The organism is Thalassomonas sp. RHCl1, assembly GCF_947387555.1.
Taxonomy (GTDB): Bacteria; Pseudomonadota; Gammaproteobacteria; order Enterobacterales; family Alteromonadaceae; genus Thalassomonas.
In genome coordinates this window covers 24,629-38,739 of record NZ_CANDNZ010000009.1, presented here as the reverse complement: position 1 = coordinate 38,739, position 14,111 = coordinate 24,629, and the positions used below count along the sequence as shown (strand labels likewise).

Annotated in this window: 13 protein-coding genes; 5 read left to right on the top strand and 8 right to left on the bottom strand. The window is 49.0% G+C overall.

What is annotated here, in order from left to right:
• Positions 1-68: 68 nt before the first annotated feature.
• The 3 genes from QL234_RS22015 (at position 69) to tadA (ending at position 2,382) form a co-directional block, all read left to right on the top strand.
• Entirely contained in the window at positions 69-659 is a 591-nt protein-coding gene (locus QL234_RS22015; RefSeq protein ID WP_281559923.1) for an XTP/dITP diphosphatase, read from the top strand.
• 2 nt (positions 660-661) lie between these two features.
• On the top strand, positions 662-1,807 hold the full coding sequence (gene hemW, locus QL234_RS22010) for a radical SAM family heme chaperone HemW (protein WP_281559922.1): 1,146 nt from the start codon (positions 662-664) through the stop codon (positions 1,805-1,807).
• Between the two features lie 71 nt (positions 1,808-1,878).
• Complete coding sequence (gene tadA / locus QL234_RS22005) at positions 1,879-2,382, top strand: tRNA adenosine(34) deaminase TadA (protein ID WP_281559921.1); 504 nt, start codon at positions 1,879-1,881, stop codon at positions 2,380-2,382.
• Between the two features lie 446 nt (positions 2,383-2,828).
• On the opposite strand, the gene mltF is transcribed toward tadA, so the two are convergent.
• Positions 2,829-4,292: a membrane-bound lytic murein transglycosylase MltF gene (gene mltF, locus QL234_RS22000; RefSeq protein ID WP_281559920.1), complete on the bottom strand. Its 1,464-nt coding sequence runs from the start codon at positions 4,290-4,292 to the stop codon at positions 2,829-2,831.
• A gap of 178 nt (positions 4,293-4,470) precedes the next feature.
• Between mltF and purL the strand changes: the two genes are divergently transcribed.
• Positions 4,471-8,388, top strand: coding sequence for a phosphoribosylformylglycinamidine synthase (gene purL, locus QL234_RS21995; protein ID WP_281559919.1), 3,918 nt, complete (start codon positions 4,471-4,473; stop codon positions 8,386-8,388).
• A 176-nt stretch (positions 8,389-8,564) separates the two neighbouring features.
• Here purL and QL234_RS21990 read toward each other — a convergent pair whose 3' ends face one another.
• Genes QL234_RS21990 through QL234_RS21980 form a run of 3 tightly spaced genes read right to left on the bottom strand, consistent with a single transcriptional unit; the run spans position 8,565 to position 9,795 of the window.
• Entirely contained in the window at positions 8,565-9,191 is a 627-nt protein-coding gene (locus QL234_RS21990) for an ACP phosphodiesterase (RefSeq protein ID WP_281559918.1), read from the bottom strand.
• Between the two features lie 35 nt (positions 9,192-9,226).
• Positions 9,227-9,445, bottom strand: coding sequence for a hypothetical protein (locus QL234_RS21985; RefSeq protein ID WP_281559917.1), 219 nt, complete (start codon positions 9,443-9,445; stop codon positions 9,227-9,229).
• Positions 9,446-9,447: 2 nt separating this feature from the next.
• The gene (locus tag QL234_RS21980) at positions 9,448-9,795 is read right to left on the bottom strand and encodes a ribonuclease E inhibitor RraB (RefSeq protein ID WP_281559916.1); all 348 of its coding nucleotides are present in this window, start codon (positions 9,793-9,795) and stop codon (positions 9,448-9,450) included.
• Positions 9,796-10,023: 228 nt separating this feature from the next.
• Between QL234_RS21980 and QL234_RS21975 the strand changes: the two genes are divergently transcribed.
• The gene (locus tag QL234_RS21975; protein WP_281559915.1) at positions 10,024-10,896 is read left to right on the top strand and encodes an RNA pseudouridine synthase; all 873 of its coding nucleotides are present in this window, start codon (positions 10,024-10,026) and stop codon (positions 10,894-10,896) included.
• Between the two features lie 34 nt (positions 10,897-10,930).
• Here QL234_RS21975 and dapA read toward each other — a convergent pair whose 3' ends face one another.
• The 4 genes from dapA to QL234_RS21955 all read right to left on the bottom strand — a co-directional run bounded on the left by dapA (position 10,931) and on the right by QL234_RS21955 (position 14,079).
• Positions 10,931-11,839, bottom strand: a complete 909-nt coding sequence (dapA, locus tag QL234_RS21970; protein ID WP_281559914.1) for a 4-hydroxy-tetrahydrodipicolinate synthase — start codon at positions 11,837-11,839, stop codon at positions 10,931-10,933.
• 77 nt (positions 11,840-11,916) lie between these two features.
• Positions 11,917-12,297 carry a hypothetical protein gene (locus tag QL234_RS21965; RefSeq protein WP_281559913.1) on the bottom strand — a complete coding sequence of 127 codons (381 nt, stop codon included), beginning with the start codon at positions 12,295-12,297 and terminating at the stop codon, positions 11,917-11,919.
• A complete protein-coding gene (locus QL234_RS21960; RefSeq protein ID WP_281559912.1) occupies positions 12,294-13,088 on the bottom strand; it encodes a hypothetical protein in 795 nt (264 codons plus the stop codon). Before QL234_RS21960 ends, QL234_RS21965 begins: the two co-directional genes overlap by 4 nt.
• Before the next feature lie 331 nt (positions 13,089-13,419).
• Positions 13,420-14,079 carry a dienelactone hydrolase family protein gene (locus QL234_RS21955; RefSeq protein WP_281559911.1) on the bottom strand — a complete coding sequence of 220 codons (660 nt, stop codon included), beginning with the start codon at positions 14,077-14,079 and terminating at the stop codon, positions 13,420-13,422.
• Between the last annotated feature and the right edge of the window lie 32 nt (positions 14,080-14,111).

Sequence of the window (14,111 nt, the reverse complement as noted above, 5' to 3'; positions counted from 1 at the left end):
CATAAATCATGGTTGGGGTCTTGATACCTTATTAACCATAAATCCAGCGACGAGTACAAGGGTAAAGCATGTCGACTATCGTCTTAGCCACAGGCAATAAAGGTAAAGTAAAAGAGCTGAGTGAATTATTGGCCGCCGAGCAGATCACTATCGTGCCGCAAAGTGATTTCCAGGTGCCGGATGTTCCGGAAACCGGAACAACCTTTGTGGAAAATGCCATCATCAAGGCCCGCCACGCGGCAAAAATCACCGGCAAACCCGCCATCGCCGATGACTCGGGACTGGAAGTGGATGCCCTTAACGGCGCCCCCGGGGTTTATTCTGCCCGTTATGCCGGTGAAGACGCCAGCGACCATGATAATATCGTCAAATTACTGGAGCAGTTAAAAGGCGTACCGGCAGAAAAAAGAACCGCCCGCTTCCATTGCGTCCTGGTCTATATGCGCCATAGCGAAGATCCTACGCCGGTGATTTGCCTCGGTAGTTGGGAAGGCCAAATCACCCTGGAAAAACAGGGCGAGCAGGGCTTTGGTTATGACCCCGTATTCTGGGTGGAAGGACAGCAGCTCACCTCAGCACAACTGCCCAGGGAAGTGAAAAACCAATTAAGCCACCGCGGCCAGGCACTGGCCCAGCTTGTTAAACATTTCGGAAAATAATCGTGTTACAATTGCCGCCGCTTTCTTTATACATACATATCCCTTGGTGTGTACAAAAATGTCCCTATTGTGACTTTAACTCCCATGCCTTAAAACATGATATCCCCGAAGGCGATTATGTCCGGGAGCTGATCGCGGATCTCGATGCCGATATTCAGCGTTTTAACCTTAGCGATCGCCCCCTGCACAGCATTTTTATCGGCGGCGGCACCCCGAGTTTATTTTCTCCCGATGCGGTAGAGTCGCTGCTTAGCCAGGTATTGTCCCGGTTTGAGCATCAGGCAGACATTGAAATTACCCTGGAAGCCAATCCCGGCACGGTGGAGGCTGGCAAGTTCCGTGGTTTTTACCAGGCAGGGGTTTCCCGTTTATCCATAGGAGTGCAAAGTTTCGCCTCGGATAAACTGATCAAGTTAGGCCGTATTCATGACGGCAGCCAGGCTGCCAAAGCGGCAGAGCTTGCCACCCAATGCGGTGTCTCCAGCTTTAACCTCGACCTGATGCACGGCCTGCCGCAACAGAGCATAGAAAACGCCCTGGATGATTTAAAAACCGCTATCAGCTTAAATCCGACACATTTATCCTGGTACCAGCTCACCATAGAGCCCAATACCCCGTTTTATTCTCGCCCGCCGACGCTGCCGGAAGATGAAGTCTTGTGGACGATACAGGATCAAGGCATTGCCCTGTTAGAGGCTGCGGGTTACCGCCAATATGAGATCTCTGCCTATAGCCGGGAAGGCTACCAGTGCCAGCACAATTTAAATTACTGGAAATTTGGTGACTATCTCGGCATCGGCTGCGGTGCCCACGGCAAGCTCACCGATATTAACACCGGGGAAATTTACCGTACGGTAAAAGTGAAACATCCCAAAGGTTACCTGGAAAAAGACCGTCCGCACCTGGATCAGTTAAAAACCGTGGCGGAAGAAGAATTACCCTTTGAATATATGATGAACCGCCTGAGGTTATATTCCCCTTTCCACCTGGATGAATTTCAGGCCTACACAGGCTTAGCTTCGACTAAAATCGAAGAGACTTTAAAACAGGCACAACAAAAACAATTATTGTCCAACCAGGGGCAAGAATGGCAGGTGACCACAACCGGGCACCGCTACCTCAATGATCTGTTAAGCCTGTTTTTATAAGTACTTGTTTCAGTTTTATTTATCCATATTCTATACCCATATTCTTTACCCAGAAATAACGAAGTTTCACCATGACAGAAAACAGCACAGCACAAGATAAGCTTTTTATGCAGCGCGCCTATGAACTGGCACAACAGGCAGAAGCCATGGATGAAATTCCGGTAGGGGCCGTGATAGTCAGCGGCGGCAAAATTATCGCCGAAGGATTTAACCAGTCGATTTGCAACAACGATCCCTCGGCCCATGCGGAAATGGTCGCGATACGCCAGGCGGGGCAAGCCATCAATAATTACCGTATGCTCGACTGTACCTTATATGTCACATTGGAGCCCTGCGCTATGTGCGCCGGTTTATTGGTACACAGCCGGATCAAACGTCTGGTTTATGCCAGTGACGATAAAAAAACCGGTGCCGCCGGCAGTGTCTTTAACCTGGTCGAGTGTGATCAGCTTAATCACCAGCTGGAGGTCACTTCCGGGGTGATGCAGGCAGAGTGTAGCGAATTATTGTCGGCATTTTTTAAACGCCGCCGCGCAGAAAAGAAAGCAGAAAAAAAGAAAAAACAAATGACCTGACGGTTTTGATAATAAAACCAATAGAGTGAATAAGTTGGTGTTTAATAAAAGCTAGTTCAGTGCAAGCTCATTCAGTATAAGCTAATGCCTGCCGTACAAGTTAACTTTTTTCATGCAGCAAAATTTGCAAATAAAAAACCTGGCGCCGGTTGTTCGATTTGGCTTGCTGCCTGCGCAATTGTCTTCTTCTTTGTGTCGTAACTAAATGATGTCTCTTTGCTCTCATAGTAATCCCTTGCTCGAATTTATTAACACTTTATACCTTAGATATAGGATATTGAGGCGAATATGTTAACTTCAAGTTATGAAGAAAATATGACAACGAAAAAATTCATATCCGCCGTATTTAATCTGCTTTTCCCCATTAAACATCCTCTATTTTTCGCCTTTTAATCCAGATGCCGCATTAACTTCAAATTATCGCGGCCTTCTTTTAAACATAGCAGCTACTCACCACTGAGGCTAAGCTGCTCTGTCTCTTTAGGCTCATCTGTCTCATTAAGCTGCTCAACTTCATTGAGCATCTTCTCTTTTTTCGCCTTTTCATCCATCCAGGTCAGGGTATCGTAATAACGCCGGATATTTTCCACATAATTCACCGGCTCATCACCGCGGGCATAGCCGTATTTGGTGTGCTTATAGTATTTTTTCTGTTTCAGCAGCGGCAGGCGGGTTTTCACTTCCACCCAGCGATCCGGATCTCCCCCCTGGCGCTCGGTAATGATCCGGGCATCATTTAAATGGCCAAAACCAACATTATAAGAGGCCAGGGCAAACCAGATACGGTCCGGGGCAGGAATACGCGCCGGCATCAAATTAATCAGCTTTTTAAAGTATTTGGCGCCGCCGCGTATACTTTGCTCGGCATCAAGCCGGCTTTTAATGCCCATTTGCTTGGCGGTGGCCAGCGTGAGCATCATCATGCCCCTGACCCCGGTATAAGAGCGGGCATGCGGCTCCCAATGGGACTCCTGATAGCTGATGGCCGCCAGCAAGCGCCAGTCAAGCTCCTGGTTATGCTTAACAAATAGCTCCTGGTACTTAGGCAATTTCTTTTCTATCGCCTTGATAAACATCCGGGTATCGACGTAATTGAACTGCTCGACATGGCCGTAGTACTTATCATCCAGCGCCAGCAGGGTGCCGTCCTGGTGAACTTCACCGAAAAACTCAATTAGACTGGCTAAAATGGAATCGTCCTGCTGCTTACTCACCAGCCAGGCCAGCGGCTCCGGCTGTTTGATGGTAAAACCTATGCTGATTTCCGGATAATAGCGGCGGTTGATCGCCAGGGTATGACTGTCGGATACGGTATAATCAAGCTCCCCTGCCAGCACTTTTACCAGCAGCTCTTCACTGTCGAGCTCAGACGTTTCCTGCCAGCTCAGCTCGCTGTGTTCTTCTTTCAGTTTCATCAGGTTTTCCGCATGGCTTGAGCTTGAAGCCACCATAAAACTGCCGGTAAGATCTTTTAATGCTCTCGGGCGGACATTCCCTTGCTTAAACACCAGCTTCTGGCTCACTTCATCATAGCTGGGGGCAAAGTTATAGCGGGCCAAACGTTTCGGCGTTACCGCCAACCCGGCCGCTAGAAAGTCGACATCGCCGTTATCCAGTTTAGGAAAAAGCTCTTCCAGGTTATAGCTGGGCACCACTTTAAGCTCGACGCCAAGGTGATCGGCATATTTCTTTGCCAGTTCATATTCAAACCCTGCAGGACCATGGGCATCGAGGTAATAACTGTTGGGGCCGAACAGGGTGCCGACATTGACATAACCGCGCTCGATGATGCGCTCTAACCCGGCGGTTTCCTTCATCGGCTGGCAGCCGGAAACAAGGGTTAGCGCCAGCACAAATATGCCGAGGGTGAAACACTTGATGTGATTGAACTTTTCGTTTTTATTCTTCATATATTCTAATTGTGTCGCTTGTCTGGATTTTTAGCAAAGATATTTTTTCATCCCGATAAAATAATAACTGAATTTTGATCGCTTTAAACGCTTATCAAGGCGGAGCATTTCATCTATAATACGCGCGATTTTTATCCCTACTTTAACTAAACTGGTGAATAAGTTTATGGCGATGTTGATGAAAACCCTTCGCGGAGCTCCGGCACTATCTGATTTTAGAATAAAAAAAATATTATCTCAGTGCGCCGAACTCGGGCTGCCGATCACGAATATCTACGCTGAGTATATGCATTTTGCTAATATTTCAGCAGAGTTTTCAACTGAAGAATTCCATGTTTTACAAAAACTTCTTAAATATGGACCGAGTATCGAAGAACACGAACCCTCAGGAACTCTTCTCTTAGTCACTCCCCGCCCCGGCACTATCTCCCCCTGGTCTTCCAAATCTACCGACATCGCACACAATTGTGGCCTCCAACAAATTATCCGATTAGAACGCGGTTTAGCTTATTACATTACCGGCGACAGCTTAAACGACGAGCAACAGCAACAACTCAGCAACCTGCTCCATGACCGCATGATGGAAACCATTTTCACCGAGATGCAACAGGCAGAAATCTTATTTGCCAGCGCCGAACCCGGCACTTTAACCTCGGTTGATATTTTAGCCGGCGGCCGCGAGGCTCTGGCAAGTGCCAACATCAGTTTAGGACTGGCGCTGGCGGACGATGAAATCGACTACCTGGTAGAGAACTTCACCAAACTCGGCAGAAATCCCCACGATATCGAGCTTTATATGTTTGCCCAGGCAAACTCAGAGCATTGCCGCCATAAAATCTTTAATGCCGACTGGACCATAGACGGGGAAAAACAGCCTAAGTCTTTGTTCAAAATGATCAAAAACACCTATGAAGTCAACAGTGACTTTGTCCTCAGTGCTTATAAGGATAATGCCGCGGTGATGACAGGTAACCCGGGGGGACGTTTCTTCCCGGATCACGAGTCTAAGGTGTACGGTTATAACCACGAAGATATCCAGATCCTGATGAAGGTGGAAACCCATAACCACCCCACCGCTATTTCCCCCTACCCGGGAGCAGCCACCGGCAGCGGCGGTGAAATCCGCGATGAAGGGGCAACCGGTATCGGCTCTAAACCTAAAGCCGGTTTAGTCGGTTTTACCGTTTCCAACCTGCGTATCCCCAACTTTGAACAGCCGTGGGAAACAGATTTTGGCAAACCGGAACGTATCGTTTCCGCCCTCGATATCATGACCGAAGGACCGCTCGGTGGCGCCGCCTTTAACAATGAATTCGGCCGTCCCAATATCCTGGGGTATTTCCGTACCTATGAAGAGCAGGTCAATTCTTTTAACGGCAGTGAAGTACGCGGTTACCACAAACCTATTATGCTTGCCGGCGGTTTAGGTAATATCCGCGATCAGCATGTGCAAAAAGGTGAGATATGTGTCGGCGCCAACCTGATAGCTTTAGGCGGACCGGCCATGAATATCGGCCTCGGCGGCGGCGCAGCCTCTTCCATGGCTTCCGGCCAGTCGGCAGAAGATCTTGACTTTGCCTCGGTACAGCGTGAAAACCCGGAAATGGAACGCCGCTGTCAGGAAGTGATCGACCGCTGCTGGCAGCTAGGTGACGATAACCCTATTCTGTTTATCCATGATGTCGGCGCCGGTGGTTTATCCAACGCTTTCCCTGAGCTGGTTTCAGACGGCGGCCGCGGCGGTAATTTTGAACTGCGCAAGGTGCCCAACGACGAACGCAGCATGTCGCCGCTGGAAATCTGGTGTAACGAATCCCAGGAGCGTTATGTATTGGCGGTTTCCGACGAACAGCTGCCGGTCTTTACCGCCATCTGTGAACGTGAACGTGCGCCGTTTGCCGTGGTCGGTAAGGCCATCGAAGAAGAGCATCTGACACTAACGGATGAGCATTTTGCCGATGACCCGAAAAATGCCACGCCTATCGATTTATCGTTAGATTTATTATTGGGTAAGCCGCCGAAAATGCACCGGGATGTTCAGAGTAAAACAGACACCGGCGCACCTTTGGCCCTGGATAATGTCACCCTTGAAGATGCCGCACAGCGCTTACTGAGCCTGCCGACTATCGCCGAGAAAACCTTCCTGATCACTATCGGTGACCGTTCGGTAACGGGTATGGTCAACCGGGATCAAATGGTCGGCCCCTGGCAGGTACCGGTTGCCGATTGCGGCGTGACCGCCTCTGCCCTGGACAGCTACCACGGTGAAGCCATGTCTATGGGGGAACGTACCCCGGTAGCATTATTAAACTACGGCGCCTCAGCCCGGTTGGCGGTGGCAGAAGCCTTAACCAACATTGCCGGCGCCGATATCGGCGATTTAAACCGCATTAAGCTATCCGCCAACTGGATGGCCGCCGCCGGTCATCCGGGGGAAGATGCCGGTTTATACGAAGCGGTTAAAGCCATAGGCGAAGAACTTTGTCCGGCCCTGGGCTTAACCATTCCCGTGGGTAAAGACTCCATGTCCATGAAAACCCAGTGGCAGCAAGACGGCGAAGACAAGTCGGTCACCTCGCCGCTCTCTTTAGTGATCACCGCTTTTGGTGCGGTCAAAGATATCCGCAAAACCGTAACGCCTCAGCTGCGCACCGATTTGGGCGACAGCCGCATTGTTGCCATCGACCTGTCCGGCGGTAAAAACCGTTTAGGCGGCTCATGTCTGGCGCAGGTTTATAAGCAACTGGGTCAGCAAACGCCGGATGTCGATAATCCTGAAACATTAAAAGGTTTCTTTAATGCCATGCAGGAGTTGGTCAGCGACAACAAGTTACTGGCCTACCATGACAGATCCGACGGCGGGTTATTTACCGCTATTGCTGAAATGGCCTTTGCCGGTTTTACCGGGGTTGACATCGATATCAGCAAATTAGCCGGTGACGACTTGGCGGTATTATTCAACGAAGAACTCGGCGCGGTGATTCAAATTCGCGAAACCGATGTGGATGCCATACATGCCGTCTTTGAAAAACACGGTATCCTGGCCTTATGCACAGATGTCGGCCGTCTCAATAACGATGACATGATCCGCTTTAGCCGCGACGGCGAAGAAGTGCTGGCCAACAGCCGTACTTATTACCGTACCACCTGGGCAAAAACCACTTATCATATGCAGTCAATGCGTGATAACCCGGAATGTGCCCAACAAGAGTATGACGTTAAATACGATACCGAAGATCCGGGCTTAAATGTCGACTTAAGCTACGACCTTAACGAAGATATCGTCGCTGACCTTATCGTTAAAGACGCAGTAAACGGCACCAACCCGAAAGTGGCGATTTTACGTGAACAGGGCGTTAACTCCCATGTGGAAATGGCCGCCGCCTTTGACCGCGCCGGTTTTATCGCTGTCGATGTCCATATGTCGGATGTGCTCGCCGGCCGGGTTGACCTCAACGAATTTAAAGGCCTGGTTGCCTGTGGCGGTTTCTCCTACGGTGATGTCTTAGGTGCGGGTGAAGGCTGGGCCAAGTCCATCCTGTTTAATGCCGGTGCCCGGGAAATGTTCCGCGAATTCTTCCACCGCGAAGATACTTTCTCTTTAGGGGTCTGTAACGGTTGTCAAATGCTGTCTAACCTCAAAGAAATCATCCCGGGAAGTGAAAGCTGGCCGCGCTTTGTCCAGAACAAATCCGAGCGTTTTGAAGCCCGCTTCTCACTGGTGGAAATTCAGGAAAGCCCGTCCATCTTCTTTGACGGTATGGCCGGCTCTCATATGCCGATTGCCGTCTCCCACGGCGAAGGCCGTACCGAATTCAGCTCAGATGAAGCCGTTAATGCCGCCAATGAGTCGGGCAGCGTAGCCATGCGTTATATCAATAACTATGGTGACGTTACCGAAACCTATCCGGCGAACCCGAACGGTTCGGTTGACGGTATCACCTCGTTAACCACCACAGATGGCCGGGTAACCATTATGATGCCGCATCCTGAGCGGGTATTCCGTACCGTGGCCAACTCCTGGCATCCGGATGAATGGCAGGAAGACTCTCCCTGGATGAGAATGTTCCGTAACGCCCGTAAGTTTGTCGGTTAATCGCAACTTACCACATAAAAAAAGCGCCGCAAGGCGCTTTTTTTTATGTTCAGGACGAACGGTATAATGCGCCTTCATGGACGAAGAGGTGCATATGTTCAGGACGAACGGTATAATGCGCCTTCATAAAGGAAGATAATACTGGTGTTTATGAATAAAAACAGGCCGGAATTTTATCAGTCATGTACAGGGAGATTGAAATCTTCTGTCCGGATAACAAAAGCCAGTAATTGCGGAAAAAAGACCTCAAAGGCCTGCTGGTAAGCCTGATAATTCTCCTGCACTTCCTCAATAGCGCCAATCAGGTGGTTGTCAAAGCGGATCCGCCGGCTGACACCGTCTAAAGCCAGCCCCACCGAAGAGAGCTCCTGATATCCCGAGAGCCAGTCATGCGCTATCATACGTGAAACCATACGCTGCATTTTTTCCGGCATCAGCTCAATATGTTCAGCCAGCTGCCGGTAGCAAGCACTACTGAAATGATGCAAGGGCTCAGAGGAATATGAGGTGAATGCTTTTGCCAGGAAGTGATCAAACACAATATCGGAAATGATCCCGGAAAAACGTTTTCTTTTCGTGCTCAGCAAGCTTTTTAACCGAACCACCTCTTGATGCTGGTCGGTATATTTGTCGATAAGCCTGTGCTGATATATGCCGTTGACCACCTCAGCTGGATACTCGCTAAATTGCTGCCCTTTAACGAAATCCCCCATCAGGTTTCCCACCAGGGTTAACGCTTGCTTTTCCGGCGATAAGCTACTTGATGCCGCTTGGGCTAAAAACAGGTGGGCGAGATAATTCATGGGAAAATTCGGCAATTGCGCTTAGGGGCTAAAAGCTATTGCTCGACATCCAGTTCAATATCGGTACAGCCCTTTTTGCAGCTTACCGTGAGTTTTTCACCGGCTTTCGCCTGGGCTAAAGCGATTGTTTGCCCGCAAACAGGGCAAGCGCTTTTCTTGCCGGCCATCACTTTTTTGATCAGGGATTTTTGCCGGTGAAAAGAGTCACTGCTGTTTTTTTGCAGTTGGGAAAATAACTTGCTATCGAGCGCCATGATTATTCGCCCTTTTTAACACAGTACCAGCCGTCATATTTTCCTTGAAAAGGTTGGGCGCTATTTTCCAGCAACTCCTGGTAGGCGGCGATATTTTCATAGCTGGCTTCCACTTCAGGATATGCCGTGATCTCCCAGGGATAATCCTTATCATCCGGATAAGGGCAAAAAGAAAGTTTCTGGTTGTTTTCCAGCAATAGCTGGCCATATTTTAACGCCTGCTGCTCGCTGGCAAATAACACCGAAAACTGTATTTCTCTCGGGATTGAAAGGTCATCACCTTGCTGTGACATCTGCCACAGGGCATCGCCGATATTATCTTGGGGGAAAAGCTTTAGATCACGTTCCATTTATTACTCTTTGTTTACTGCTTAACGGATAAAGCTATAGTAGCGCCGATACCCGCTAAAACCCAGCCTAAACTGGCTTAATTAAACAAATTTCTTTAAAAAGTCCGGCCGCGGATTTTTTATGCCGCTGCGGCCCCTGCTTAGTGTTATCATAGCCAGCGGTTATAAACACCTTAGTATTTCTTCACAGTAAGAGCTTAAGAGCAAAAGCAGCAGGATTTGAGAAAATTGGACATTATAGAGCAGCATATTGATGTAGAAAGTGAAAATGATTCGGTGATCTCCCTGCTGAGCAGCCATTGCCAAATGTCTGTTGCCGAATTAAAACAGGCCATCAATAAAGGCGCACTGTGGCTAACCCGGGGCAAACATACCCAAAGATTACGCCGGGTAAAAAAGCCGCTTAAAGCACAGGATGTTTTACATTTTTATTATAACCGTCAGGTATTGGCGCAAGAAGTGCCCCCGGCTCAGCTGATCAGCGACTTTAAAGATTACAGCGTCTGGTATAAGCCCTACGGCATGTTGTCTCAGGGCTCTAAATGGAGCGATCACTGCACCATAAGCCGCTGGGCGCAAACCCACCTAAAGCCGGAGCGCCCGGTATTTATTGTCCACCGCCTGGACAAAGCCGCCACCGGGTTAATCTTGCTTGCCCACAGTAAAACCGCAGCGCGGGCCTTATCTGCCATGTTTGAGCAACACGCCCTGGAAAAACATTACCAAATCATAGTGCATGGCGACCACAGTAAACATGAACAACCGCAAGTGATCACTGAGCCGATAGAAGGTAAAAGTGCCAGAAGCACCTTTAGTTGCCTCAATTATGATAAGCAGCATGATTTATCCCTGGTCGACGTCAAAATAGACAGCGGCCGTAAACACCAGATCCGCCGTCATGCCGCCTCGATAAATTTGCCCGTGGTGGCAGACAGATTACACGGCGACGTAAAGCGACACTACCCCGACAGCCTGAATCTACAGCTTTGTGCAGTTTCATTAAGCTTCAACTGCCCTTTAAGCGGCGAGAAACAAAACATTGAACTGCCGAAGGAATATCGGCCGCAACTTGCCGCTGCTGCAAAACAGCTGGCAGAATAAAGCAACCGGCATGCTTCTTCTGCCAGAGGCAAGGCTAAGCCCGGTAAATAAAATCACTGTCCGCTAAAAGCTGCGCCTGCTCGCCAACATATTCGCCACTTGCAAACGCCGAGAGCAGGGCCAGCCCCTGCTCTCTTTGTGCCTGGGATAAAGCCTGATAAGGCAGACGAAAAACCGGCAAGACTGCGCCTGTCATCATTAACGCGGTATTGATGGCAATCGGATTAGGCTCACAAAACAACCAGTGCATTATCTGCTGCAACCGCTGATTAAGCTCAGCATCATTATCATCCATTAACCGGCGCATCAGCCCCGGGAACAGGTTGGAAGTGACCGAAATCACCCCGTGAGAGTTGCACTGATGACGCCCGGCAAAACTTTCATCGTCATTGCCTGACCAACAGGCAATGCCCTGCTGCTCATAGTAACGGATACGGTCATTGCCGGCACATTCCTTCACCCCGATAAAATGCTTATGTTTCGACAGCGGCTCAATGATCTCAGGTGTCAGATCCTGTCCGGTACGTCCGGGCACGTTATAAATAAAGGCAGGTCCTATATCTAAAACCCGGGAAAAATGCGCCAGTACGCCGCCGGTGGAGGTCCTGCCGTAATAGGGGTTAATTTGCAATGCCGCATCCATACCGGTGGCAAAGCCGTTTTCAGTCGCCTTGATCGCCTCCCGGGTGTTATTACTGCCGGTATTGCCTATGATCAATAACCGCCCGCCAAACTTGTTGGCACTGTGGGCAATCAGCATTAAATGCTCTTCCCAACTCAATAAATGCCCTTCACCTGTAGTGCCGCCAACAATAATACCGTCGACACCGGCCTGTATTTGCTGCTCTACCAGGAGATCATAAGTATGAAGATCGATATCGCCGCTGTGGGTAAACGGGGTTTTTATCGCGGTAATTAAACTGGCATCTTGTAAAGGCTTCATCCGTATTCTCGACTTTCTGGTTAATATGGGTTAATGGTTCAGGTTTTGCTCAGGAAAAACATCAGCAATCAGCCAGGCTAACAATGGCCGACCGTATCTGCGACCCGGCGCAGCTTATACACTTCATTGGTTTCGATATGCTGGTACTCAAAAATTTTATTATCCAGCTGCAGCACCCGGTAGGCGTGGTAGTTGCCGCTGTCAGCCAAATCTGCGGCATAAAGCTCCTTGGCGATTAATTCGCTCTTGGTGATGGTAAAGTGAATATCTCCCACCAATCCCCAGTCGCCCAGCTCCACCACTTTATCACAGACCTCCCCCTTGTCATCAAAAGTTAAAAAAGTGATTTCAAAACTGCCGTCGGCGGCCAGTTCGGCATATTCACTGGTCTGGATCCCTTTTTCATCGGTATCGGTATTGTACCAGCGGCCGAAAAGTTGCTCTCGGTGATATTTCATTTTCCCTCCGTTTGGTTACCACTGTAGGCGCTTAATTTTATCGCTTCAATAATGTGATACTTTTGCTTTAATGTCTTTACCAGGGAAGCATGGCTCTTTAAAAAAGCATTAAACTGAGCAATCACCTCTGGATATTTTATCGTAGAAAAGTGATAGGCATAGCTCTCATGCCGGATAGATTTATTCAATACCAGCTCACCGCTTCGTTTTAAGCTTCCCAGGTTATAACGTACCACATTGCCGTCAATATTCGTGGCATCAAGGTTACCATGCAAGACATGTTTAACAAGACTCAACGGCGAAGACTCTTCCTGTAAAATCACCTGCTTGGCTTTAATTTTATCCAACCACAAAGTAGGATGAAAACCTAAAATCGTGCCCAGAGACTTCACCTCATCCCGCTGCACCGGCAACCTGGACTTTAGCATGTAAACCCCGGACATTAACCTAAGCACTGGGTCACTAAAAGTAATATCCAGGTGTTTTTCCGCCGCCCTTTGCCAACGCACATTATCCGGAAATTTAAAATCTATGCCTTCATCGATATACCACTGGTTAAAACGCTTGATCGGCAAGGCAACAAAACGGTAGGCGTACTGGTGTTTTTCAAAAAAAGTACTGAGCAACTCTTTAGTAAAGCTGGGTCCATGGCCTTTGCTAGAAGAGAAATCATAGATGGGATAATAACTGACATCCTCAACGCCGATAATAAAGGTCTTTGCCTCAGCCCGGGAAAGACAAATAATAATGGAAGCGAGCAAGCAAGCCAGTTGCCTCCGGTTAATTTTCATTGATTATCCTTAGTTGCCAATGGCTGGGGCAAGATACGCCATGCCTCCTGTAATATATACCCAGGTAAAAGCCCGATCAACTTCCCCCGTCAACTAGCTTAGTTGTTAAAAAACAGGAAAAAACTAATGTCACAGGCTGGGAGCCCGGGAACGGTAACAGCCGGCTCATAAACCAAAAATCCATATCAATCCGGATGGTTTTGTCCCGGCCTATCACCTGTTCCCCAGAAATACGGCCTGGCCACACTGACTATCGCTTTTAATATCACAAATACCAGATCTCCCTAAGCCAGCTACAGGGGCCAGCCCGGGGAAATAAACAGGACAGGTTTTATTTTAATTTAGGCTGTAACCACTTTGAAATATCGGTAATTTGCTCAGCGCAAACACTGTGGGGCATACGATAGGTTTTGTATTGATGGCTATAGTCATGCTTTTGCAAAAAGGAGATCGCCGCCTGCCCGAGTTGCTCGGGTACAACCGGATCTTCGGTACCGTGCATAACCATTACCGGGGTATTTTTGTTTTGCGGGTGTAACTCCAGGGTATCGGCGGTTGCCAGATAGGTTGACATAGTCAACAGGCCGCCAAGCGGCTTGTCATAGGACAGCGCTGCCTGATAGGCAACTGCGCCCCCCTGGGAAAAGCCGGCCAGGAAAATTTGCTCGCTGGGGATACCCCGTGCCAGCTCCTGCTCCACCAGGGCAATCACTGCATCGGCAGAAGCCTGCAATTGCTCACTGTCCACTTTGCGGTTGATATTCATATCCAAAATATCGTACCAGGCAGGCATCACCATGCCGCCATTGATGGTGACGGGAATTTTCGGCGCATGGGGGAAAATAAAGCGTACCGCATGTTCTTTGGCAAGTTTCAACTCAGGCACGATAGGTTCAAAATCATGGCCGTCGGCGCCTAAACCGTGCAGCCAGATCACACTTGCCCCCGGCTTTTCCCCGGTAGCCACTTCTATATAAGGTAATAATGACATAAAACATCCCTAATCAGACAAGATTACAAGCT